Below are 22327 nucleotides of genomic sequence, written 5' to 3' on the forward strand. Positions count from 1 at the left end.
CTCATCGCCTTGCCTCCGGAACTGCCAGGCCGTTGATGCCGTTCGGCACATTGACCGGAATGCCTTGACGGGCCGCCTGCTGCGCGAGCGCAGAGGTACTGAATTCGAGCTGACTCGGGAACGCCACCTGGGTGGAGACCGGATTCAGCAGCAGCGGTGGGTAATTCACCGTCAGCGAGCTGACGATGGGCGCCAGGAACTGCCGGCACAGCGCCGCGGACTTCGCGGAATCATCCGCGCCGATGGCCTCCACCGAACCACACAGGAAGGCAAGCGGATTGGCCAGGTTGTCGAAGACGACGTCGCCCGCGAGGCTGCCCTGGGCGGGCTTGTAGATCTGGTAGAAGTTCGCCAGCCCGTTGGGGGCATCGTGCAGCAGGTTCTCCAGGTCGGACTTCTTGTCGACCAGGATCTGGGTGACGTTACCCAGCCGCTGCACGCTCTCGGTCAGGGCCGGACCGCGCTCGTCCAGGAACTGCTTGACGTCGGCGATGGCCGAGGCCAGATTGTCCAGTCCCGTGCCGAGATCCGTCGATACCCCGGACAGCACCGAGGAGACCGAGGCCAGCCGGCCACCGAACTGGACGATCTGGTCGTTGCTCTTGGACAGCACGTCGACCAGCTGCTGCAGATTGCGAATCGTGCCGAACAGGTCGCTGCGGCTGTCGGACAGGGTGCCGAGCGTGGTGGACAGCTCGTGCAGGGTGTCGCGCAGGGACTGGGCATTGCCGTTGCCGAGATTGGCGTCGGCGGTGTTCAGGAACCGGCCGAGCGAGCCCTGCTTGTCGTTGCCCTCGGGCCCGAGGGCCTTGGACAGCTTGGTCAGTTCCGCCTTGATGTCGTCCCACTCCACCGGAACCGCGGTGCGCTCGATCGGGATCACGGCGTTGTCGTGCATCTTCGGGCCGCCGGTGTAGGCGGGGGCGAGCTGCACGAACCGGGCCGACACCAGCGAGGGCGAGATGATGACACCGCGCGCGTCGGCCGGGATGTCGACCCCGCGATCGACCGTCATCGTCACCTTCACGTTGTCCTTGCCCGGCTCGATCGAATCGATCCTGCCGACCTTGACACCGAGGATCTCCACGTTGTCGCCGGAGTAGATGCCGTTGGTCGACGGGAAGTACGCGGTGATGTGCGTCTTGCCGATATTGGTGACCGCGCCGTAGACGACCCAGCCGGCCAGGGCGACCACCAGGACCCCGGCAATGATCCGCACCCAGCGCGGCACTCGGGACATATTGCTGCGTATCGCGTTCATCGCGGCGGCGCCTCCTGTGCAGGCTTGACCTGGACCCCGCCGGCCGAGTACTCCCCGAACGTCTGCGGCAGCCGCTGCGGCCACACCAGTCCGTCGACCAGCATGCGCAGCGTCTTACTCGTCCAGTTGGACACGTACGCCTGGAAATACGGGCCGCTGCCGACCTGCTCACCGAGCGCGGCCGCGTACGGACCGACCTCGTCCAGGGCCTTGTCGAGGTTGTCCTTGTTGTTCTGCAGCAGTTGCAGCACCGAGTTCAGCTTGTCCAGTGCGGGTTTCAGCAGAGCCTCGTTGTCGTTGACGAAACCCGTGAGCTGCTGCGCCACCCCGTTGACGTACACGATCAGCTGGCTGATCGCCTGGCGCCGGTTGTTCAGCTCGCCGAGCAGGTCGTTGCCGTCCACCAGCAGGCCGTCGAGCTGAGTCTTGCGATCGGCGAGGACCTTGGTGACGTTCTGCGCGTGGCTGAGCAGATCGGACAGGGCCTGGTCGCGCTTGTTCAGGCTGCGCGAGAGGTCCGTGACGCCGTCCAGGGCGGACCGCAGCGGCGCCGGGGTGTCGGCGAAGGTCTGCGACAGCGTGTCGAGGGTCTTGTTCACCTGGCCCAGGTCCAGCCCCTGGACCGTGGTGGACAGGTCGCCGAGCGCGTCGGTGAGCGAGTACGGAGAGGTGGTGCGGCTCAACGGAATCGTGTCGTCGACCCGGATCGCCCCGTCGCCCGACGGCGTCACCGCCAGCGACTTGCGGCCCAGCACCGTATTCGACTTGATCGCGGCACTCGTTGCCTTCCCCAGCCGGATCTGCTCGTCGAGCGAGAACTTCACCAGCACCTTGGCGCCGTCCAGCTCGAGCGACTCGATCTTCCCCGAGCGCACGCCGGCCACCTGGACCTCGTCGCCGGGCTGCAGCCCACCGGCATCGGCGAAGTAGGCGGTGAAATCGGCGCCCGATCGCACGAAGGGGAGCTTGTCGAACTGCAACGCGGACAACGCTATTGCCGTTGCCATGACCAGGCCGACGATGCCGATGTTGATCAGTGATCGATTCTCGTTCACTTGGCCGCGCACCTTCCGGTCGTCTGGTTGCCCGGCAGATCGATCTCCCACGGCTTGCCGTCCGGACCGGTCGCGAGCGCCTGCCCGCCGCAGAAGTACATGTTCATGAACGATCCGTAGGAGCCGACCCGGACCAGCTGCTTGTATGCCGCCGGCAGCTTCTGGAGAATCGCCTGCACCTCGTCGGAGTGATCGTCGAGGTTGGTCGCGACCCGGCCCAGCTGGTTGAAGCTCTGGTTCAGATCGGGCCGGGCCTCGCGCAGCAGACCCGTCAGGTCGGTGGTCGCATCGGCCAGTTTCGGCAGCGCGGCGCCGATCGGATCCCGGTCCGCGGCCAGGCCGCTGATCAGCCGCTGCAGCTCGGTCAGCGTGCCGTCGAATTCCTTGCTGTGCGCGTCGATCGTGCCCAGGACGGTGTTCAGGTCGGTTATCACGTTGCCGATCAGCGCATCCCGGTCGGCGATCGTCTTGGCGAACGAACCGCCGCTGTTCAGCAGGGCCACGAGCGCGCCGCCCTGGCCCTGAAAGACCTGCAGCAGTGCGTTCGTCAGCGAGTTCACCTGGTTGGGGTCCAGGCCGCGCAGCAGCGGCTTGAATCCGCCCAGCAGCATGTCCAGATCCAGGGCGGGCTTGGTCTGGTCGAGCCCGATGGTGCCGCCCTTGGACAGCGGCTGATTGCTGCCGGGACTGTCCAGCAGTTCCAGGTAGCGGTCACCCACGAGGTTTTCGTACCGGATGGTCGCGTGGGTGCTGCGCAGCAGCTGGTACTGGCTGTCGACGTCGAAATCCACGTGCGCGAGATCGTCCTTGCCGACGGACACCCGCGTCACCGTCCCGACCGGCACACCCGCGATGCGCACCTTCGCGCCCGGCAGCATGCCGGAGGAATTGGTGAACACCGCGTGGAAGCCGGTCTCGCTGGAGAACCGCATCTGATCGAAGATCACGACGAGGAAGCCCAGGACCACGATCATGACGAGGGTGAAGATCCCGACCTTGACGGTCGAGGCGTGCGGTCTGAATCTCATGGCTTCGGCACCCCCGGCAGTCCGGCGAACAGCAACTGGAACACCGACGGGCCGTTCGTGTGCCAATGCAGCTCGGGAGTCCACACCTCCCCCTGGGCGGTGTCGAACACCCGGAAGTTGGAGTGGCTGCCCGGCACTCGGTTCTGCAGGTTCTCGCAGATCACGGGGCCGCTGGCGTTCACCTTCGGCAGGTCCTGCGGATAGTGGTACGGCTCGCCGCCCGGCATGAAGCCCGCGTCCAGAAGCAGGCCCTGTCCGGTGCCGCCGAAGATCCGCTGGTACAGCGCCCAGTTGTCGCCGAACGCGTTGATGACGCACGGCAGCGAGGCGCGGTCCTGATAGAGCAGGTCCGTGGTGGGCCGCAACAGATCCAGCGCCGTCACCAAGGGCTTCTGGTTGTCGGTCAGGATCGGCTGCGTGGTGTTGGCCAGGCCGATCAGATTCGCCAGCATCAGGTCGAAGTTGTGCTCCTCATCGACGATGCTCTTGCTGGTGACCGTGGCGTTGTTGGTGGTACGCAACAGATCCGGGGCCGTGTCGCCGTAGATGTTCCCCACTCCCGCGGTCGAGCGCAGATCGCGTTGCAGCGCGGGCAGACTCGGGTTGATGTCCTTCAAATAGGTATCGCTGTCGGACAGCAGCTGCCCCAGCTTGTCCCCGCGCCCCTGCAGCGCGGTGCCCAGCGCGGTCAGCGTCGCATTCAGCTTCTCCGGGTTCACCTTTGCCAGCACCTGCGTGAGCTGCTGGAACAGGGTGTTGAATTCGACGGTGACGTGCTGCGCGTCCACGGTCTGCCCGGGCCGCAGCGACTCACCCGAAGGCTGTTGCGGCGGTGTGAAATTCACGTACTTGGCGCCGAACACGGTGGTGGAGGCGATGTCCACGCCCGCGTTGGAGGGCACCAGCTTCAGCTGGTCCGGCGTGATCGCCAGCTGCAGCCGGGCGCCGTCGCCGGTGTAGGTGATCGACTGGACGGTGCCGATCTCGACACCGCGCATCTTCACCTTGGCGTCCTTGTCCATGACCAAGCCCGCGCGCGGTGCGTCGACGTAGATCGCCTCGGTGTTGGTGAATCCGCCCACGAACATGGTCAGCGCGATCGCGACCACCGCGGCCAGGCTCAGCACGAAGGCCACGCCCGCCAGCTTGATGCCGAAACTCCTTCCGCCGCCCGACTTTTCGACAAGTCTGTTTCTCGCCATACCGCCTACCCGGAGAGATGGAAATTGCCGGAGGTGCCGTAGATGGCCAGCGAGACCAGCAGGGTCACCATCACCACCGCGACCAGCGAGGCACGCACCGCATTACCGACCGCGACGCCGACACCGACCGGACCACCCGACGCGTGGTAGCCGTAGTACGTGTGAATCATCATGACCGCCAGGGCCATGAAGATCGCCTGCACGAACGACCAGAGGATGTCGCCGGGAATCAGGAACGTCGAGAAGTAGTGGTCGTACACGCCGGCCGACTGGCCGTAGATCACCACTGTCGCAAAGCGACTGGCGACGAACGAGGCGATCACGGCCAGCGAGTACAGCGGAACGATGGCGATCATTCCGGCCAGCACCCGGGTCCCGATCAGGAACGGCACCGGGCGGATCGCCATGACCTCGAGCGCATCGATCTCCTCGGACACCCGCATCGCGCCGAGCTGTGCGGTGGCGCCCGCGCCGATGGTCGCGGCCAGGCCGATGCCCGAAATCACCGGCGCCGCAATGCGCACGTTGATGAATGCCGCGAAGAAACCGGTCAGCGCCTCGACGCCGATGTTGCCCAGCGAGCTGTAGCCCTGCACCGCGATCGTGCCGCCGGCGAACAGGGTCAGGAAGCCCACGATCACCACGGTGCCGCCGATCACGGCCAGAGCGCCCGTGCCCATGCTGATTTCGGCGATCAGCCGGATGGTCTCGGTGCGATAGCTGTAGAACGCCTTGGGCACCGAACGCAGCGATTCGGCGTAGAAGAGGGCGTGGCGCCCAACATTGTCGAGTGATTCGGACATCCGGCGCACGCGTCGTACCGTACGCGGGAAGCGAGCATGTATCACGGAGGCCATGTCGTCACCGCACCGTGAACTTGATGCCGGCCGCGGTGACCACCACATTCAGCACGAACAGAACCATGAAGGAGAACACCACCGTCTGATTGACTGCGTCGCCGACGCTCTTGGGCCCGCCCTTGACATTCAGGCCCAGGTAGCAGGCCGTCAGCCCGGCCGCGAGGCCGAACAGCGTGGCCTTGATTTCGGCGATGACCAGTTCGGGCAGGTGCGTCAGCAGCGTGATGCCGTTGACGAAGGCGCCGGGATTGACGCCCTGCAGGAAGACCGAGAACAGGAAACCGCCGCCGATGCCGATGACGCAGACCAGGCCGTTCAGTAGGGCCGCGACGAACATCGAGGCCAGCACCCGCGGCACCACGAGGCGCTGGATGGGGTCGATGCCGAGCACCTTCATCGCGTCGATCTCTTCGCGGATGGTGCGGGCGCCCAGATCCGCGCAGATCGCGGTGGCGCCCGCGCCGGCCACGATCAGCACGGTGACCATCGGCCCGATCTGGGTCACGGTGCCGAATGCCGCACCGGCGCCGGACAGGTCGGCCGCGCCGATCTCGCGCAGCAGAATGTTCAGGGTGAAGCTCACCAGGACGGTGAACGGAATGGCAACCAGCAGGGTCGGAATGATCGAAACCCGGGCGATGAACCATGCCTGGTCGACGAATTCACGGCGCTGAAAGGGCGGCCGGACGATCGCCCGGGCCACCTGGGCAGTGAGTTCGAAGAACCCGCCGACCGCTCGCAACGGCACGGCAAGAACCTCGTTCATTCCCGACTTCCTCCTTGCCATGCCTTGCACGTCGAGCCTGTGATGGCCGTCTCACCTTGCCATCCGCCTGAAAGATTAGAACACGTTCACTCTGTTGTCGAGCACCATTTGATGATATTGAACTGCTCTTTCTCGCCTCGCCGTAGATTTAAAGTTAGAACTTGTTCATACAGCGTAAGGAGCACCTATGCGAGTCGCCGCACACCGTCGATGACCATGTCTACCAACTGGTGGACCGCCGATCAACCAACGCGGCGGTGGCGTCGCCTACTCAGCCGAGATCGTGCAGGGATGATGCGGAAAACGTACGCCCCGCGGGACGTTCGGCGAAATATGCGCCGAGCGTGTCCGCCAAATCCCCGGGCGCCCATTCCGCACCGGCGGCATCGAAGCGCGCCTCGACGACCGGGGCGGCCATCAGCGCCACCATCGGCCCGTAGACGACGAATACCTGACCGCTCACCGCATCCGCGGCGGGCGAGGCCAGGTACGTGACCAGGCGCGCCACATGATCGGGAGAGAGCGGATCCACGTCCTGCTCGGGCGCGTCGGAAAACACCTTTTCGGTCATCGCGGTGCGCGCCCGCGGGCAGATTGCGTTGGCGCGCACGCCATATCGCGACAGCGCGCGCGATGCGGACAAGGTCAGCGCCGTGATGCCCGCCTTGGCGGCGGCATAGTTCGGCTGCCCCTCCGGGCCGAGCAGACCGGCCTCGGACGAGGTGTTGATCAATCGGCCGTAGACCGGCGCGCCGGATTCCTTGGATTTGCCGCGCCAGTACGCGGCGGCGTTGCGCGACAACAGGAAATGGCCGCGCAGGTGCACCGCGATGACCGCGTCCCAGTCCTCGTCGGAGAGATTGAAAAGCATTCGGTCGCGGACAATTCCGGCATTGTTCACCACGATGTCGACGCCGCCGAAGGTCTCGTCGGCCGTGCGAATCAATGCATCGGCAGTGGTTCGTTCCGCAATACTCCCCGCGACGAATTCGGCCTTGGCGCCCAGTGCGCGAATATCCGCGAGCGTCGCAGACACCGCGTCGTTTTCGACAAGATCATTGACGACGACCGAGGCGCCGGCCGCGGCCAGGGCAAGCGCCTCCGCCCGCCCCAGCCCGGCGCCCGCGCCCGTCACAATCGCTGCTTTGCCGGCCAGGGTCAGATCAGATTCACGCCCGTCGGCCCCTCGCTGGCGCTCGGTGCCGTCGAGCGTGCCGCACGCTGTGCTATCGGTTCGCTCGCTTCGCTCACTCACGCCCCGACTCTAGAACGTGTTCCAGTTAACGGCAAGCATCGGCTCAGACGAGCTTCAGCGCCGCCTTGGGGCACTGGGCGACCGCGGTCTTCACAGCCTCGAGCTGATCGGCGGCCACGTCACCCGAGGCGACGTGCAGGTTGTCCTCGTCATCGAGTTCGAACACGTCGGGGGCGTATCCGACGCAGATTCCGTTGGCCTCGCACTGGTCGAAATCGACGCTGACCTTCATTGATATCTCCTTCACCGCAGGTGACACCGAGCCTACAAGCCGCCCGCGATGAGGCGAAGACTCCGGCCCGATTCCAGGTCCATACTGGAACATGTTTCAGTAGTTGTGCAATGATCGGGACAACCGCCTAGCCCATGTCGGCTAGCTATCGAACGAACAACGAGGTTAACCGCTATGCGGATTGCGTATACCCCGCAACAAGAAGAGCTACGCGCGGAGCTGCGTGAATACTTCGCCAAGCTCATCACCCCCGAGCGCCGCGCGGCGCTGTCCTCGCAGACCGGCGAGTACGGCGAGGGCAATGTCTACCGCGAGGTCGTCGCGCAGATGGGCGCCGACGGCTGGCTCGCGCTGGGCTGGCCGAAGGAGTACGGCGGGCAGGACCGCTCGACGATGGATCAGCTGATCTTCACCGACGAGGCCGCCATCGCGGGCGCGCCGGTGCCGTTCCTGACCATCAACTCGGTCGCGCCGACGATCATGCACTACGGCACCGAGGAGCAGAAGAAGTTCTTCCTGCCCAAGATCGCCGCCGGTGAGCTGCACTTCTCCATCGGCTACTCCGAGCCGGGCGCGGGCACCGACCTGGCCTCGCTGCGCACCTCCGCGGTGCGTGACGGCGACGACTGGATCATCAACGGCCAGAAGATGTGGACCAGCCTGATCCAGTACGCCGACTACATCTGGCTGGCCGCGCGCACCGATCCGACGGCCAAGAAGCACAAGGGCATCAGCATGTTCATCATGCCGACCACCGCCGAGGGCTTCTCCTGGACGCCGGTGCACACCATGGCCGGTCCGGACACCAGCGCGACCTACTACCAGGACGTGCGGATCCCGCACAAGGACATGGTCGGGCCCGAGAACGGCGGCTGGTCGCTGGTCACGAACCAGCTCAACCACGAGCGCGTCGCGCTGACCTCGGCCGCGCCGCTGCAGCTCGCGCTCGCCCAGACGGTGGACTGGGCCAAGAACAACAAGGACTCCAACGGCGGCCGCGTGATCGACAGCGAGTGGGTGCGGCTGAACCTGGCCCGCGTGCACGCCAAGGTCGAATTCCTGAAGCTGCTGAACTGGGAAATTGCGTCCGGAGCGGACGCGGGCGGCGACTCCGCGCCCAAGCCGTGGAACGCGTCCACGTGCAAGGTGCTCGGCACCGAGCTGGCCACCGAGGCCTACCGCTCGCTGATGGAGATCCTGGGCCCGCAGGCCTACCTGCGACAGGACTCGGCGGGTGCGCAGCTGCGCGGGCGACTCGAGCGCATGCACCGCGCCTGCCTGATCCTCACCTTCGGCGGCGGCACCAACGAGGTGCAGCGCGACATCATCGCCATGACCGCCCTGAAGCAGCCGGCCTCGGCACGCTAGAAAGCCAGGTAATCACAATGGATTTCACTCAGACAGAGGCGCAGCAGGACCTGGCCCGGCTCACCGCCGAGGTGACCGGCAAGCTCGTCACCGCCGACCGGCTGCGCGAATTGGACAGGAACACCGACGCCGCAGGCAACCCGACGCTGCGCTTCGACGAAACGCTGTGGAGCTCGCTCGCCGAGACCGGCGTGCTGGCCGCGGCCCTGCCCGGGTCGGTGGGCGGCAGCGATCTCGGCGTGCTGGAGCAGACCGCGATCCTGCGCGAGCTCGGCAGGGCCGTCGCGCCGGTGCCGTACCTGTGGTCGATCGCGCTCGGCGCGGCCGCGCTGGCGCAGTTCGGTTCCGAGGCGCAGCGCGCGCTGGCCGCCGAGGCCGCCTCGGGCGCAACGATTCTCACGGTCGCGCTGAGCGAGGAGCGCAACTGGGAGCCCGCCAAGCCCGTGACCACCGCCGCCGAGGACGGCGGCTGGCGCATCATCGGCCTCAAGACCACCGTGCCGTTCGCCCGGCAGGCCTCGCGAATCCTGGTGCCCGCCACGGTGTCCGGTGCGGCGGCCGTCTTCCTGGTCGATCCGTCCGATGCGAGTGTGCGCATCGCCGATCAGATCGTCACCGACCGCTCCCCCGAGGCCGAGCTCGAATTCTCCGGCACCCCGGCGGAATTGGTCGGCACCGTCGAGCAGGGCGCGGAAATCCTGGAGTGGCTGCTGAACCGGGCCTGGCTGGGCCTGGCCGCGCACCAGCTGGGCGTGGTGGAGAAGGGCCTCGAGCTGGTCGCCGACTACGCCCGCGAGCGCGAGCAGTTCAACAAGAAGATCGGCAGCTTCCAGGCCGTGGCCCAGCGCCTGGCCGACGGGTACATCGATGTGCAGGGCGTGCGACTGGCCGTGCAGCAGGCCGCCTGGCGGCTGGCCGAGGGCCTGCCCGCGACCTCGGAGATCCACACTGCGAAGTTCTGGGCGGCCGAGGCCGGTCATCGCGTGGCACACACCGTGGTCCACGTGCACGGCGGCGTCGGCATCGACCGCGACCACATCGTGAACCAGTTCTTCACCGCCGCCAAGCACAACGAATTCGCCCTCGGCGGGGCGACGGACCACCTGCGCGCCCTGGGTGCGCAGCTGGCCGAGAGCCACTGACTCGGGCCTTCACGCGACGCCCGCACCGGACCCTGTCGGGATCCGGTGCGGGCGTTCGGCTTATCGATTTCCGGCGCGCGACGACGCCTCACCAGTTCCACCGCGATATGACGTTCGCGGGCCAGGGCGACGACGAATGGAAGACGCTTTTTCGCGCAGGCCTGAACCGGCTGGGCGACTGTTTCCTGACCCGCGGTCGGCTGCATTGTCAGAGCAGAGCGGAACCGCTGCGGACTATCCCGCCTACGCGATGCTGTCGAGCGTCGCGATCAGGTCCGGCGGCAGGACGATGTCGCCCGCCGCCAGGTTTTCGTCGAGATGGGCCGGGTTGGAGGTGCCCGGAATGAGCAGCGTGTTGCCATAGTGGGCCAGCTGCCAGGCCAGCCCGATCTGAGCCGGGGTGACATCGAGGGCCGCCGCGGCCTCCCGCACGGCCGGATGGTCGGTAACCTTGGCCAGCCCCTCGAAGGCGGAGCCGAGGGGGAAATAGGGAACCCACGCGATGGAATGCGCGCGGCACAGGTCCAGCACCGGCTCTGCGGAGCGCGCGAGCATGTTGTACATGTTCTGGACGCACACGACGCCCGCGGGGAGCGCCCGGCGCAGCTGATCGGTGTCGACGTGACTCAGGCCGATTCCGGCGATCTTCCCCTCGTCCCGCAGCGCGATCAGCTCGGCCAGCTGGTCGTCGAGGTCGACGATCTGGTCGCCCTCGGCGATGATGCCCGGCGGCATGTCCGTCCGGCGCAGGTTGACCACGCCGAGGGTGTCCACATCCAGCGCCTTCAGGTTGGCCTCCACCTGTTCGCGTAGCTCCCGCGGCCGCTGCGCGGCCAGCAGCCGCGCGGCCTCGTCGTACACCGCGCCGACCTTCGTGGCCAGCACCAGATCCTCCGGATACGGCGCGAGCGCCCCGTGAATCAGGTCGTTGACCACGCCAGCCCCGTAGAACTGGGCGGTGTCGATGTGGTTGACGCCCCGCTCGACGGCGCGGCGCAGGACGGCGGTGGCGGCCTGCCTGTCGTAGGTGCGGCCGTGATGGTCGGCGAGCTGCATGGCGCCGTATCCGATGCGCGCGACGCGCACATCCCCCAGCTGACCGGTGCCGCCGGGTCCGGAAATCTCCTGATGAGCTGCCATCTGCGCATTCCTGTTCCGGATGGGATAGTGGAATCGAAGCTATGCGGAGGAGCCTCCGCATAGACACGAGCCTAGCAGAAACGGAGGGCCCTCCGCTTGTCTTCCGGTAATCGCGACGCCCGAGCGAGCCGCCTACCCGTCGAAGCCCCCGCGGACGCCGCCACCCCGACGGCTCCCCGGTCCGCCGCCGCCCCGCCGGACGCACGGTCCGCCGCCCCCTCGCCGGCATCTGCCCGGTCCGCAGCCCCTTCGCAGACGGACGCCCGATCCGCCGCCCCTTCGCCGACGGCTGCCCGGCGGGCCGTCTCTGCACCGCCGAGCACCGGCGGCAAACCCACGCGCGCCGACGCCGAACGCAACCGCCGGCGCCTACTCGAGGTCGCGCGCGCGGCCTTCACCTCCGGCGACAAGGTGGCGCTGGAATCCATCGCCCGGGAGGCCGGCGTCGGCATCGGCACCCTCTACCGCCACTTCCCCACCCGCGAGGCACTCGTCGAGGCCGTCTATCGCGCCGAGCGCCGCCGCCTGTGCGATACCGCCATCGAATTCGCCGCCGCGCTCACCCCCGAGGACGACGCCGCGACCGCCCTGCGCAGCTGGATGGACCGCTTCGGGGACTATCTCGCGGCCAAACGCGATATGGCCGAGGCTCTCCGGGAGATCATCGCCTCCGGGGCAATCACCGCCGAGGAGGCGCGCGCCGAGCTGTCCAGCGCCATCGGGAGCCTGCTCGACGCCGGAATCGCCTCGGGCACACTGCGAGACGACGTCCAAGCCCAGGACGTGGTGGCCAGCCTGGTGGGAATCTTCCTGGCCTGCGGACGACCGGAGCAGCGCGAGCAGGCCGGGCGCATGATGGATCTGCTGATCGCCGGGCTGCGCCGATGACGGTGCCGCCGAACATGTTCCGCGACCGGCCGGGCCGCGCGGCGGTCGCGCGCTCTCAGCAAGTTCACAGCGCCGTCCCCCTAAGTTGTTGGGGTACACCGCTTCTACTTACCCGTGGCACATAGACCACTCAGAGCAGGGACAATTCTATGAACAGAATATTCACCCGAGCCTTCGCCGTCGCGGCAACGGCAAGCTGGCTCTGTGTACCGGCGATGGCCGCGGCGAACGCACAGCCGACCGTTCGTCCCGTGGACGCCTGGTCCGACTACAACAGTGCCGACAGCGCGTGGCACGCGCAGAGCCAGGCCGCCGCGGGGCAGGGCGCGGCCACCGGGGCCGGGATCGGCTGCCTGGTCGGCGGCGGAGTCGGCGGGGCCGCGGGTGTTGGCGTCGGGTTGGGCGTCGCCTCGATACCGCTCGGAATCGGCGGGGCCGTCGTCGGGTGCGGTGTCGGCGCGGCCACGGGCGCGGCGATCGGCGCCATCGCGGCCGGTAGCAACCCCGCGCTGCTGGCACAGGAGCAACACCTGAAGGACCAGTGCTACCAGGTGAAACCGGCCCTGGAGTGCTCGAACGAATGGAACCCTCCCTCCTACGACGACAACTGACCCGCCTGCGCCACATCGGAAGTGATGCCCGGCGGCGCGGTCATCCGATGAGTTTTCGCGGCCTGGATCGTCGGTATTGGTGACAACCTTCCGACTGTCCGGGCGTCCGGGGAGAGGACCGACATGGCCAGCAAGATGATCTTCATCAACCTGCCCGTCGCTGATCTGGACCGGTCCAAGACCTTCTACGAGATGCTGGGCTGGAAGGTGAATCAGGAGTTCACCGACGACAATGCGGCCTGCGTCGTCATCGACGACAACATCTGCGTGATGCTGCTGATCGAGCCGTTCTTCGAGAACTTCACCCAGCGCCCGCTGTCGGACACCACCATCACGATCGGATCCATCTACGGGCTCGCGCTGGGGAGCGCGCACGAGGTCGACGAGCTCACCGAGGCCGCGATCCGGGCCGGCGGCACCGAGGAGGTCAATCCGGACAAGCGCGCCCTGGAACAGCAAGCCGGCATGTACAGCCGCACCTTCATCGACCCGGACGGGCATCAGTGGGAGTCGTTCTGGATGAACTATCCGCGCTGAGACGCCTCAGGCGCCCAGGGCCACGCAGACGCGGTCGACGTCGGCGAGGGTGGTGCGCCAGTTGCTGAAGGCGGCGCGGATCGCCGGCGCGCCCTGATACACGGTGGGCGTCAGGAATGCCTCGCCGCTGCGGGTCAGCTCCTCCAGAACCGCCGCGACACGCTCGGTGGTGACGGCACCGGAGAGGGTGAAGCACACGACGTTCAGCCGGACCGGAGCCAGCAGCCGCCACCGGGGGCTGCGCTCGAGCCGCGCGCCCATCTCCCGGGCACACTCGATGGCGCGCTCGACGATCTCCCGGTACCCCGACCGTCCGTAGGCCTCCAGCGTGAACCAGGCCGGCAGGGCGCGCAGCCGGCGGGAGGTCTCGGGCGTCAGGTGCATGAAATCCGGTGTGGCGCCGGGCGTTCCGAGATAGGGAGACACGTTCTCGAATACCCGCAGCTGCAGATCCTGCCGCCGGGTGAACTGCACGGCCGAGCCGTACGGCACGTTCAGCCACTTGTGCAGGTCGACGCAGACCGAGTCGGCCTCGGCCCAGCCGTCCAGCAGCGGCGCGTGCGCGGGTGATGCGGCCGCGAACCCGCCGAAGGCCGCATCTACGTGCAGCCAGAAGTCGTGGCGGGACTTCAGCGTCGCAATGGCCCGGATATCGTCGAAGTCAACGGTATTGACGGTCCCGGCATTGGCCACGACGATCGCCGGTCCGGCCGCGAGCTCCCGTTCCAGTGCGACGATGTCGACGGCCTCGCGCCCGGGCAGCGTCGCCACCGACACGAGCCGCCTGCGGCCGATACCCAGCACCGACAGCGACTTGCCGATGCTGGAGTGAGGCGTGCCGGACAACACCCGCACCGGTGCGGTCACCCCCTCCTCGGCGGTGGACGCCCCGCGCAGCGACCCGAGCCACTCCCGCCCGATCGCCAGCCCGACCAGGTTCGACATGGTTGCCCCGGTCACGAAGGCCCCGGGCATATCCAGCCCGAACAACTCGCCGAGCCGGGCCACCGTCTCCCGTTCCAGCGCCGCCGCGGCGGAACCGACCGCGCCGTGCGCGTTCTGATCCAGCGCCGCGGTCAGCCAGTCGCCGGACAGCGCGGCCGGGGTCGTGCCGCCGGTGACGAACCCCAGGTAGCGGGGTCCGGCACTGGCGGAAAACCCCGGCTCCCAACGAGATTCGAACGCCCGCAGCGCGGCCCGCAGACCGCCGCCGTCCTCGGGCAGCGCGGCCGCCACGTGTTCGACCGCGGCCGCGGTGACGGGCCGCTCGTCGAGTCCGGCGAGAATCCGCGCCGTATAGGTGCGGGTCTCCTCCAGCAGCGCGGGCAGTTCGGCAACCGGAGCACGACTGGCACCATTCGGCGCCCTGCTGCTGCGATCCGAATCGACCTCCTCCTCCCGTATCGAAAACCTCACCTCGGGCGCGAAGGCCATCGCCCTTGCCACGACGGAAATGGACGCACCGGCCGGGCACTGATGCATTCGATGCTGCACGCGAAGGAACTCACCCGAAATGTGACGGTGCCGATCGCGGCGGGACTGCTCACCGACGTCAACGCTTACTTCTCGGCACTGACCGCATACCGCGCCGGCGATCCGGTCCCGATCGTCGAGCGAGTAGCCGAAGCATCGTTCGCCGCGATTGCCAATGCCCGTCAATTGGTTTCGGAGATCACCGACATCCGGCAACGCTGGACCGCCGCGATCGATGCCCGGCCGCAGGCCGCCGCCTGGCGCATCGCCGATCTCGCGGTGCGACTGCCCGTATTCGACACGGAAACCGCCGCACGCGAGCTCGAAATCTCCCCTTCCAACACTCTCCGCGCACTCACCCCGCTTACCGAGGCCGGCGTCCTCACCGAGTTCACCGGAATGCGCCGCAACCGGATGTGGCAGGCTCGCGAAATCCTCGATGCCCTCGACGCCTTTGCGGCCCGCGCCAGCCGCCGAAATCTGGGCTGACCGCACCTGGCACCGAGTTCACTCCCCAATGCGCCACAATCGGATGCGGCGGGGCGAACCCGTTGAAGCGTAGGCAGTGCCGGGTATCGACGATTGCCTTCCTCCTTCGTTGAAGCCGCACTCCTGTTAGGGTGCACGGACTTATGCGTATGCCGGGGAGGGCGTAGTGGGGTTGCAGCCGGGTGCCGAGTTTGCCGGGTTCACGGTCGAGCGAGTGGTCGGTTCGGGCGGCATGGGCACGGTGTATCTGGCCCGACAGCCGCGATTGCAGCGGCGAGTCGCGCTGAAGGTGCTTGCCGAATCCTTCAGCGCCGCACCGAAGACGCGCGCGGCGTTCGACCGCGAGGCAGCGCTTGCCGCGGGGCTGGATCACCCGAATATCGTCCCGGTGTACGACCGCAGCGCCGTCGACGATGCCACGCTGTGGCTGACGATGCGCTACATCGACGGCGGCGACGCGGCCGCACTGCTGGACGCCCATCCGGACGGGCTGGCCCCCGACCGCGCGGTGCGGCTGATCACTGATGCCGCGGGAGCGCTGGATCACGCACATGCACGGGGCGTACTGCACCGGGACGTGAAGCCGGCGAACCTGCTCATCGAGAACGACCAGCGCCACGGCGAGCGCGCCATGCTCACCGATTTCGGCATCGCCCGAACACTCGACGACACGGTCACCCTGTCCGGCATCGCCGCCAGCTTCGCCTATGCCGCGCCGGAGCGGTTCACCAACGCGCCCTCGGACCACAGCGCCGACATCTACTCGCTGGGCTGCACGCTGTTTCAGCTGCTGACCGGCCAGCCGCCGTTCCCGCGTAAGGATCAGGCCGCCGTGGTCGGCGCACACCTGACCGAGCCACCGCCCGCACCTAGCGAGCTGCGACCCGAATTGCCCGCCGAGCTCGACGCCGTGATCGCCACCGCGCTGGCGAAGGCGCCGCGGGAGCGGTACCCCAGCTGCCTCGCCCTCGCCGAGGCGGCGGCGTACGCCCTCACCGCACCCGCTCCGGCGGTGCGTCCCCGCCCGCGCCGGCGGACCGTCGTGCGGGGTGGCTCAGCACAGTTCGAGACGGTCACCGCCAGCTCCATCGGGGATACGGTGTGGCCGTTGACCATCGGGCCCGCGCCGCGCAGCACCGCACGCGGTCAGGGCCGTCGACGGAGGATTGCGATCGGGGCGGGTCTGTTGCTGGCCGCCATCGGACTGGCTGTCGGCGTCGCGTTCGCCTCGCGCGGCGGGTCAGGATCGGTCCACACTCCGACGGCGGTAGCCGTTGTGCCGCAACGGACTACATCATCAGCCGCCCCGATCCGGAGCATCACCAAACCAGCATCGCCGCCACCCACCGGCACACAGCCGACCGACATCCCGCTGTCCATCGCCGCGCAGCCCGGCGAACAGCAGACCGCCGAACAACCGCAGCCGGCGCTCCCCGCGCCACCGCAGGGCCTCACGTCCTCCCAACCGCCGCCGGTGGTTCCGCAGACGCGGTCGTTTCAGTGGTCCGGGTGACGCCGGGTCCTAGCGGACGTTCGAGGTACAGATGGTGTCCAGGACGAACGCGGGCTTTGTCACCTTGGTGAGCGACATGTTGAGACTCGAGCTTTCGCGCCGCTGGGCATCCTGTTCCGCACCGGCCGCCGTATAACCCACTCCGACAAAGTAATCCGGCCCCGTGCCGAGCAGTTCCTGCTCGTCGCGTTCGACAACCGAGCCACACGCGTTGTGGATCCGGGCCTTGATCCTGCAGCTGAGAATGACCCCCTTCTCGCAGGAGTCCAGCGCGGCCTGATCCGCAGCGAACTGGTCCGGATAGTCCTTTGCCTCACCGACGCGGCGGTCTCCCACCGCGATGGCGGCATACAGGTTGCCCCGTACGGCATGCGCGACGCCGGGCGCGCCGACGGTGATGGCTCCTGCGGCGGCTATCACCATGGCCAGCAAGGACTTTCCCAACAACGACATGCAACCCCCACGGTCGAAGAACTGTCCCGAGCGATCATTGCGGCAATCGCACCGGCTGTCCACCCTCGTTCTCCGCCCGTCCGAACGTATCGCCCGTACGAACCGCACGCCCGTGCGGGGATCCACCGACCGGCAGCACCCCGGCGCGACGCGCCTACACCCGCAGCTCCGGCGGCAGGCCGAACAGCGGGAACAGGCGGGCGTGGTCGAGGAAGAAGTTCAGGCCGGTGATGCTGTCGCCGTCGAGTTCCAGGACGATGACGGCCCATGGTTCCAGCACGCCGGGCACCTCGCTCGGCTTGTACTGGCCGAAGGCGGGCAGGCCGTTGGCGCCCTCGAGCGGGATGAGCCGGGAGCCGCGGCAGCCGTCGGGGCCGGGGCTGGTCATGAACGCGGCGACATCGGCCGGACCGGACACCCAGAGTGGCAGCGGCGGCATCGACAGCGCCACATCCTGTTTGAGCAGGGCGGTGAGGGCGTCCATATCGTAGGCCTCGAAGGCCTGGACGAAGCCGTCGACGAGTTTGCGCTGCTCGGAATCGGATTCGTCGTAGGAACTGCCCTCGGCGGGCTGCACCTTGGACATGGTGGCGCGGGCCCGCTGCAGGGCGCTGTTGACCGAGGCGGGCGACATGGTGAGCAGGTCGGCGGTCTCGTTGGCGGAGAAGCGCAGCACCTCGCGCATGATCAGGATCGCGCGCTGAGTGGCGGGCAGATGCTGCACCGCGGCCACGAAGGCCAGGCGCAGCGAATCCTTCGCGGTGGCGTGCTCGGCCGGATCGGCGCCGAAGGCCAGGCCGTTCGGAATCGGCTCGATCCAGACGTAGTCCGGCTGCGGCGGCGGCATCGGACTGTCCGGACGCGAGGGACCGGACAGATCCATCGGCCGGGCCCGCCGCTGCGGGCCGTCCAGCATGTCCAGGCAGACATTGGTGGTGATCTTGTACAGCCACGATCGCACGCTGGCCCGGCCCTCGAACGAGTCGTACGCCTTCCACGCCCGGGTGAACGCCTCCTGCACGGCGTCCTCGGCCTCGAACGACGAACCCAACATCCGGTAGGCGTAAGCACACAGCTCCCGCCGATACCCCTCGAACTGCTGCAGCACCTCTTCGATGGCGACAGAAGGCGACTCGGTCATGATCCCTCGCTATCGCCCGGCCGGGCAGCTACGTTGATCGGTCATTCCCACACTGTGGCACAGGGCACCGACAAGTAGACACCCTCGATTTCGGAGCTACGGAACTTCAAACGTGACGTGGGACACTACTACCTACGAATCGCGCCAACCTGCCGGTGCGCCAGCTGGCCAGCCCGGGCACTTGTAGCATTGTGTACACCGCGTAGCATTCGAGTAACCTGGGGGCATGAAGACCATCCAGCAACGCGACCTCCGCAACGACAGCGGCAAAGTCCTTGCCGCGGTCGAGGCCGGCGAGAGCTTCACCATCACCCGTAACGGCAAACCGGTCGCCGAACTCAAGCCCCTGACACGGCGGACCTTCGTGCCCATCACCGAACTCGCCCGCACCAGCGCACACCTGCCGCACATCGATTACAGCGAGTGGCGGGCCGATATGGATGCGATGATCGACCAGGAGATCCCCCACCGTGAGTGAACCGGTCACACCGCGGCACGTGCTGCTTGATACCTCGGTCCTCATCGATTACGCCACGGTGCAATCATCGCTGCCCGAGGAAGCAGAAGCTGCCATCAGCGCGGTAAGTCTTGCCGAACTCGCCGCTGGACTTCACTCCACTAAAGATCCGATGAAACAGGCCCAACGCCAGCTCCAGTTCCAGTGGGTTGCGAAGTCGTTCAACCCGCTCGCATTCGACGCCGAGACAGCCAATATCTACGGGTCGTTGGCGTTTCTCCTCGAGCAGATCGGGCGGAAGCCGCGAGGACGAGTGGCCGACATCCAGATCGCAGCCACAGCAGTCCGGTACAGCTTGCCGCTGTACACCCGCAACCCGGATGACTTCAAAGGGCTCGGACCGCTACTGAATATCGTCGCGGTGTAAGCGGTCGGGCCATCGTGCCGGAGCCCGGCCTCTCCGGCACCGCTGTCCCGGGCGCTGAGACACCGGATAGGCGGGCAGTGCGAGGACGCGGGCGATTACGAACCCGAGCGCGATGTCACGTGCGCGGCGAAGGACTGCCGGTCCCCCGCCCAGCCGTCGGCGGGGACGATCTTCTCCAGCTCGGCGAGGTCGTCGGCGGTCAGGTCGGCCGCGGCCGCGGCGGCATTCTCGACGATGCGCTGGGCGCGACGGCTGCCGGGGATGGGCACCACATCGGGCCCCTGGGCCAGCAGCCAGGCCAGGGCCAGCTGGCCCGCGGTGAGACCGAGGCGGGCGGCCAGGTCGCGCAGCGCGCCCACCTGCGCCATGTTGCTGGCCAGGTTGTCGCCGGAGAAGCGGGGGTCGTTGCGGCGGAAATCGCTGGCGGTGACCGTCGTGGTGTCGAGTGTCGCGGTGAGCAGGCCGCGGCCCAGCGGGCTGTAGGGCACCAGCGCGATGCCCAGCTCGCGCGCGGCGGGGACGACGTCACTCTCGGGTTCGCGCCACAGCATCGACCATTCGAACTGCACCGCGGCGATCGGATGCACCGCGGCGGCCTGCGCGAGCTGTTCCGGGGTGGCCTCGGAGATGCCCAGGTGCCGAACCTTGCCCGCGGCGACCAATTCGGCCATGGCGCCGATGGTTTCGGCGACCGGCACCTCCGGGTCGATGCGGTGCAGGTAGTACAGGTCGATGACCTCGCGGTCGAGCCGGGCCAGCGAGGCATCGCAATACTCGCGCACCCGTTCGGGTTTCGCGTCCAGGTACACGCCGTTCTCGCCGCGCACGATGCCGAATTTCGTTGCGACCCGGACACTGTCACCCACGTCACGCAGTGCGCGCGCGAGCAGCCGCTCGTTGTGCCCGGCGCCGTAGCTCTGCGCGGTATCGAAGAGGGTGATGTCCGAGTCGATTGCGGTGTGAATCGCCGCGACCGACTCATCGTCGTCGGTGGCGCCGTACCCCTGCGAGAAGCCCATACATCCCAGGCCGACGGCCGAGACGCCGAGTCCGTTGCCGCCTAGTTCGCGTTGCTGCATGCCACAATCCTGGCCGGAAAACTCCGGCCGCGCCAATAGGCAGGCCGATACGATTCATCGGCACACCAATGGATCCGAGCGCGCCGGCCACGACATCGGCTCGATCCCACGCGGTCCCGCCACCGGTGGGACGCTTACAGTTGCTATCCGGTCGGAAGCCGGTGCCGCACAACGACCCCCGACCGGAATGTGCGGTGAACCCTACTTACTCAACGGCGCCGGAGCATCCTCGTCCGCCGGACGAGACTCCGCCTCCGCGTGCGCCCACTTGTAATCGGGCTTGCCCGCGGGCGAGCGCTTGATCTCATCGACGAACCACAGGCTGCGGGGCAGCTTGTAGGCCGAAATCTCCTGCGACAGCACCGGACGCAGCTCCTCGAGGGTCGGGCGCGCACCGTCGCGGCACTGCACCACCGCGACCACCCGCTGGCCCCAGCGCTCGTCCGCGACGCCGATCACCAGCGCGTCGAATACCTGCGGATGACACTTGAGCGCGCCCTCGACCTCCTCCGGGTAGATCTTCTCGCCGCCGCTGTTGATGCTGACCGAGCCGCGGCCCAGCATTGTGACCGTGCCGTCCTCCTCCACCCGGGCGAAGTCGCCGGGGATCGAGTATCGAATCCCGTTGAACTCCTTGAACGTCGCCGCGGTCTTGACCGGGTCGTTGTAGTACCCCAGCGGGATGTGCCCCTTGCGAGCCAGCAGGCCGACCTGACCCGAACCGGGCGTGACCGGGCTGCCGCTCTCGTCCAGAACCTCGGTGGCCGCATCGATCTTCACCCGCGGGCCGCCGGTGTGGGTGGCGCCCTTGGCCGCCACCGACAGACCACCGAATCCGGTCTCCGAGGAGCCGATCGAGTCGGTGATCATCGTGGTGGGCAGGTGCTCCATCAGCCGGTCCTTCAGGGCCGGGGAGAACAGCGCGGCGCTGCTGGCCAGCGCCCACAGCTTCGAATGCTGGTACGGCTCACCGGTTTCCGGGTTGCCCGCATCCAGGGCGTCGACCATCGGCCGGGCCATCGCGTCGCCGGTGATGAAGATCAGGTTGATCTCGTGCCGGTCGATGGCCTGCCACACCTTGTGCGCGTTGAACTCCGGCAGCATGATCGCCTTGCCGCCGCCGAAGAGGCTGTGGAACACCGCCGCCTGCGCGCCGCCGTGGATCATCGGCGGAATCGGGAAGCGCACCATCTGCGCGTTCTCCGCGCCGATCTTCGCCTGCTCCCATTCGTCGTCGACGTACTCGCCGGTGACAAAGTTGATGCCGCCCCCGAGCACCCGCCACCAGTCCTCCTGGCGCCACATCACGCCCTTGGGCATGCCGGTGGTGCCGCCGGTGTAGATCATGAAGACGTCGTCGGTCGAGCGGTCGCCGAAGTCGCGCTCCCCGGACGAGGAGGCCAGTGCCGCTTCGTATTCCACCGAGCCCTCGGCGGTGGGAATGTCGGTGCCGTCGTCCACGACGATGACCGTCTTCAGCTTCGGCGAGGTCGGCCGGACCGCGGCCACCCTGTCGGTGTAGCGGCGCTCGTGGATCAGCGCGACCACGTCGGAGTTGTCGAAGATGTACTGCAGTTCGTTCTCGACGTACCGGTAGTTGACGTTGATCATCACCGCCCGCGCCTTGAACACCGCGACCATGGCCTCCACGGCCTCGATGGTGTTGCGCGAGTAGATGCCGACCTTGTCGCCGGGCCGCACGCCCTGGGACTGCAGGTAGTGCGCGAGACGATTCGCTCGATCCTCCAGCTCGGCGTAGGTCACCGAGCGGGTGTCGTCGGCCAGTGCGACGCGCTCGGGCACGAGGTCGATGGCATGTTCGACAAGGTCCGCTATGTTGTGGCTCACACGACAAAAATAGAACGCGTTCTCGCGCCTGGCAACCCTCGGTTTACAGGGTTCACTAATTCCCGGCAGCACGGCGGCGGGCCACCACCCAGCAGTGTCGGC

Annotated in this window: 22 protein-coding genes and 1 pseudogene; 9 read left to right on the forward strand and 14 right to left on the reverse strand. The window is 67.5% G+C overall.

Features of this window, described 5'->3' with window-relative positions; all coding sequences use genetic code 11:
• Position 1: 1 nt before the first annotated feature.
• From ABH933_RS34800 to ABH933_RS34835, 8 genes are all read right to left on the reverse strand, one after another.
• Positions 2-1261, reverse strand: a complete 1260-nt coding sequence (locus tag ABH933_RS34800; RefSeq protein ID WP_429423935.1) for an MCE family protein — start codon at positions 1259-1261, stop codon at positions 2-4.
• Positions 1258-2316, reverse strand: coding sequence for an MCE family protein (locus ABH933_RS34805; protein ID WP_429423936.1), 1059 nt, complete (start codon positions 2314-2316; stop codon positions 1258-1260). Before ABH933_RS34805 ends, ABH933_RS34800 begins: the two co-directional genes overlap by 4 nt.
• Positions 2313-3344: an MCE family protein gene (locus ABH933_RS34810; protein ID WP_429423937.1), complete on the reverse strand. Its 1032-nt coding sequence runs from the start codon at positions 3342-3344 to the stop codon at positions 2313-2315. The genes ABH933_RS34805 and ABH933_RS34810 overlap by 4 nt, the downstream gene beginning before the upstream one ends.
• Positions 3341-4546: an MCE family protein gene (locus ABH933_RS34815; RefSeq protein ID WP_429423938.1), complete on the reverse strand. Its 1206-nt coding sequence runs from the start codon at positions 4544-4546 to the stop codon at positions 3341-3343. The genes ABH933_RS34810 and ABH933_RS34815 overlap by 4 nt, the downstream gene beginning before the upstream one ends.
• 5 nt (positions 4547-4551) lie before the next feature.
• Complete coding sequence (locus ABH933_RS34820; RefSeq protein WP_429423939.1) at positions 4552-5403, reverse strand: MlaE family ABC transporter permease; 852 nt, start codon at positions 5401-5403, stop codon at positions 4552-4554.
• 4 nt (positions 5404-5407) lie between these two features.
• Positions 5408-6172: an MlaE family ABC transporter permease gene (locus ABH933_RS34825; protein ID WP_215916061.1), complete on the reverse strand. Its 765-nt coding sequence runs from the start codon at positions 6170-6172 to the stop codon at positions 5408-5410.
• Between the two features lie 271 nt (positions 6173-6443).
• Entirely contained in the window at positions 6444-7334 is an 891-nt protein-coding gene (locus ABH933_RS34830) for a 3-oxoacyl-ACP reductase (protein ID WP_429424065.1), read from the reverse strand.
• A gap of 136 nt (positions 7335-7470) precedes the next feature.
• Positions 7471-7659 (reverse strand): ferredoxin, encoded by a 189-nt coding sequence (locus ABH933_RS34835; protein ID WP_215916059.1) that lies wholly within the window; start codon positions 7657-7659, stop codon positions 7471-7473.
• A 174-nt stretch (positions 7660-7833) separates the two neighbouring features.
• On the opposite strand from ABH933_RS34835, the gene ABH933_RS34840 reads away from it, so the two are divergent.
• Positions 7834-9027, forward strand: a complete 1194-nt coding sequence (locus ABH933_RS34840) for an acyl-CoA dehydrogenase family protein (protein WP_429423940.1) — start codon at positions 7834-7836, stop codon at positions 9025-9027.
• 17 nt (positions 9028-9044) lie between these two features.
• Positions 9045-10169, forward strand: a complete 1125-nt coding sequence (locus ABH933_RS34845; protein ID WP_429423941.1) for an acyl-CoA dehydrogenase family protein — start codon at positions 9045-9047, stop codon at positions 10167-10169.
• 243 nt (positions 10170-10412) lie between these two features.
• Here ABH933_RS34845 and ABH933_RS34850 read toward each other — a convergent pair whose 3' ends face one another.
• Positions 10413-11309, reverse strand: a complete 897-nt coding sequence (locus tag ABH933_RS34850) for an aldo/keto reductase (RefSeq protein ID WP_429423942.1) — start codon at positions 11307-11309, stop codon at positions 10413-10415.
• A gap of 339 nt (positions 11310-11648) precedes the next feature.
• Here ABH933_RS34850 and ABH933_RS34855 point away from each other — a divergent pair.
• From ABH933_RS34855 to ABH933_RS34865, 3 genes and pseudogenes are all read left to right on the forward strand, one after another.
• Positions 11649-12197 (forward strand): annotated as a pseudogene (locus ABH933_RS34855) (TetR/AcrR family transcriptional regulator); the annotation flags it as partial.
• A 149-nt stretch (positions 12198-12346) separates the two neighbouring features.
• On the forward strand, positions 12347-12808 hold the full coding sequence (locus tag ABH933_RS34860) for a hypothetical protein (RefSeq protein ID WP_429423943.1): 462 nt from the start codon (positions 12347-12349) through the stop codon (positions 12806-12808).
• A 123-nt stretch (positions 12809-12931) separates the two neighbouring features.
• Complete coding sequence (locus ABH933_RS34865) at positions 12932-13345, forward strand: VOC family protein (protein WP_429423944.1); 414 nt, start codon at positions 12932-12934, stop codon at positions 13343-13345.
• A 6-nt stretch (positions 13346-13351) separates the two neighbouring features.
• Here the strand turns inward: ABH933_RS34865 and ABH933_RS34870 are convergent, their stop codons facing one another.
• The gene (locus ABH933_RS34870) at positions 13352-14791 is read right to left on the reverse strand and encodes a pyridoxal phosphate-dependent decarboxylase family protein (RefSeq protein WP_429423945.1); all 1440 of its coding nucleotides are present in this window, start codon (positions 14789-14791) and stop codon (positions 13352-13354) included.
• Positions 14792-14830: 39 nt separating this feature from the next.
• Between ABH933_RS34870 and ABH933_RS34875 the strand changes: the two genes are divergently transcribed.
• Both ABH933_RS34875 and ABH933_RS34880 read left to right on the forward strand, forming a co-directional pair.
• Positions 14831-15307: a hypothetical protein gene (locus ABH933_RS34875; protein WP_429423946.1), complete on the forward strand. Its 477-nt coding sequence runs from the start codon at positions 14831-14833 to the stop codon at positions 15305-15307.
• A gap of 166 nt (positions 15308-15473) precedes the next feature.
• Entirely contained in the window at positions 15474-16820 is a 1347-nt protein-coding gene (locus tag ABH933_RS34880; protein ID WP_429423947.1) for a serine/threonine-protein kinase, read from the forward strand.
• A gap of 9 nt (positions 16821-16829) precedes the next feature.
• Here ABH933_RS34880 and ABH933_RS34885 read toward each other — a convergent pair whose 3' ends face one another.
• A complete protein-coding gene (locus ABH933_RS34885; protein ID WP_429424067.1) occupies positions 16830-17243 on the reverse strand; it encodes a DUF4189 domain-containing protein in 414 nt (137 codons plus the stop codon).
• A 184-nt stretch (positions 17244-17427) separates the two neighbouring features.
• Positions 17428-18414 (reverse strand): sigma-70 family RNA polymerase sigma factor, encoded by a 987-nt coding sequence (locus ABH933_RS34890; RefSeq protein ID WP_429423948.1) that lies wholly within the window; start codon positions 18412-18414, stop codon positions 17428-17430.
• 226 nt (positions 18415-18640) lie between these two features.
• Here ABH933_RS34890 and ABH933_RS34895 point away from each other — a divergent pair, with 226 nt between their 5' ends.
• Positions 18641-18892 (forward strand): type II toxin-antitoxin system Phd/YefM family antitoxin, encoded by a 252-nt coding sequence (locus ABH933_RS34895; RefSeq protein ID WP_429423949.1) that lies wholly within the window; start codon positions 18641-18643, stop codon positions 18890-18892.
• Positions 18885-19298: a type II toxin-antitoxin system VapC family toxin gene (locus tag ABH933_RS34900; RefSeq protein ID WP_429423950.1), complete on the forward strand. Its 414-nt coding sequence runs from the start codon at positions 18885-18887 to the stop codon at positions 19296-19298. The genes ABH933_RS34895 and ABH933_RS34900 overlap by 8 nt, the downstream gene beginning before the upstream one ends.
• 95 nt (positions 19299-19393) lie before the next feature.
• On the opposite strand, the gene ABH933_RS34905 is transcribed toward ABH933_RS34900, so the two are convergent.
• Together ABH933_RS34905 and ABH933_RS34910 are read right to left on the reverse strand one after the other, a co-directional pair.
• Positions 19394-20377, reverse strand: a complete 984-nt coding sequence (locus ABH933_RS34905; protein WP_429423951.1) for an aldo/keto reductase — start codon at positions 20375-20377, stop codon at positions 19394-19396.
• 201 nt (positions 20378-20578) lie between these two features.
• On the reverse strand, positions 20579-22225 hold the full coding sequence (locus ABH933_RS34910) for an acyl-CoA synthetase (protein WP_429423952.1): 1647 nt from the start codon (positions 22223-22225) through the stop codon (positions 20579-20581).
• Positions 22226-22327 lie beyond the last annotated feature (102 nt).

This window comes from Nocardia sp. GP40 (genome assembly GCF_050434125.1).
GTDB classification, from domain to species: Bacteria; Actinomycetota; Actinomycetes; order Mycobacteriales; family Mycobacteriaceae; genus Nocardia; species Nocardia albiluteola.

What these genes read in the sequence shown, in the direction of transcription:
- ABH933_RS34800 (WP_429423935.1), bottom strand. Translation starts at nt 1,261, where the DNA reads ATGAACGCGATACGCAGCAATATGTCCCGAGTGCCGCGCTGGGTGCGG.
- ABH933_RS34810 (WP_429423937.1), bottom strand. Translation starts at nt 3,344, where the DNA reads ATGAGATTCAGACCGCACGCCTCGACCGTCAAGGTCGGGATCTTCACC.
- ABH933_RS34815 (WP_429423938.1), bottom strand. Translation starts at nt 4,546, where the DNA reads ATGGCGAGAAACAGACTTGTCGAAAAGTCGGGCGGCGGAAGGAGTTTC.
- ABH933_RS34820 (WP_429423939.1), bottom strand. Translation starts at nt 5,403, where the DNA reads ATGGCCTCCGTGATACATGCTCGCTTCCCGCGTACGGTACGACGCGTG.
- ABH933_RS34825 (WP_215916061.1), bottom strand. Translation starts at nt 6,172, where the DNA reads ATGAACGAGGTTCTTGCCGTGCCGTTGCGAGCGGTCGGCGGGTTCTTC.
- ABH933_RS34835 (WP_215916059.1), bottom strand. Translation starts at nt 7,659, where the DNA reads ATGAAGGTCAGCGTCGATTTCGACCAGTGCGAGGCCAACGGAATCTGC.
- ABH933_RS34840 (WP_429423940.1), top strand. Translation starts at nt 7,834, where the DNA reads ATGCGGATTGCGTATACCCCGCAACAAGAAGAGCTACGCGCGGAGCTG.
- ABH933_RS34845 (WP_429423941.1), top strand. Translation starts at nt 9,045, where the DNA reads ATGGATTTCACTCAGACAGAGGCGCAGCAGGACCTGGCCCGGCTCACC.
- ABH933_RS34850 (WP_429423942.1), bottom strand. Translation starts at nt 11,309, where the DNA reads ATGGCAGCTCATCAGGAGATTTCCGGACCCGGCGGCACCGGTCAGCTG.
- ABH933_RS34860 (WP_429423943.1), top strand. Translation starts at nt 12,347, where the DNA reads ATGAACAGAATATTCACCCGAGCCTTCGCCGTCGCGGCAACGGCAAGC.
- ABH933_RS34865 (WP_429423944.1), top strand. Translation starts at nt 12,932, where the DNA reads ATGGCCAGCAAGATGATCTTCATCAACCTGCCCGTCGCTGATCTGGAC.
- ABH933_RS34875 (WP_429423946.1), top strand. Translation starts at nt 14,831, where the DNA reads ATGCTGCACGCGAAGGAACTCACCCGAAATGTGACGGTGCCGATCGCG.
- ABH933_RS34885 (WP_429424067.1), bottom strand. Translation starts at nt 17,243, where the DNA reads ATGGTGATAGCCGCCGCAGGAGCCATCACCGTCGGCGCGCCCGGCGTC.
- ABH933_RS34890 (WP_429423948.1), bottom strand. Translation starts at nt 18,414, where the DNA reads ATGACCGAGTCGCCTTCTGTCGCCATCGAAGAGGTGCTGCAGCAGTTC.
- ABH933_RS34895 (WP_429423949.1), top strand. Translation starts at nt 18,641, where the DNA reads ATGAAGACCATCCAGCAACGCGACCTCCGCAACGACAGCGGCAAAGTC.
- ABH933_RS34905 (WP_429423951.1), bottom strand. Translation starts at nt 20,377, where the DNA reads ATGCAGCAACGCGAACTAGGCGGCAACGGACTCGGCGTCTCGGCCGTC.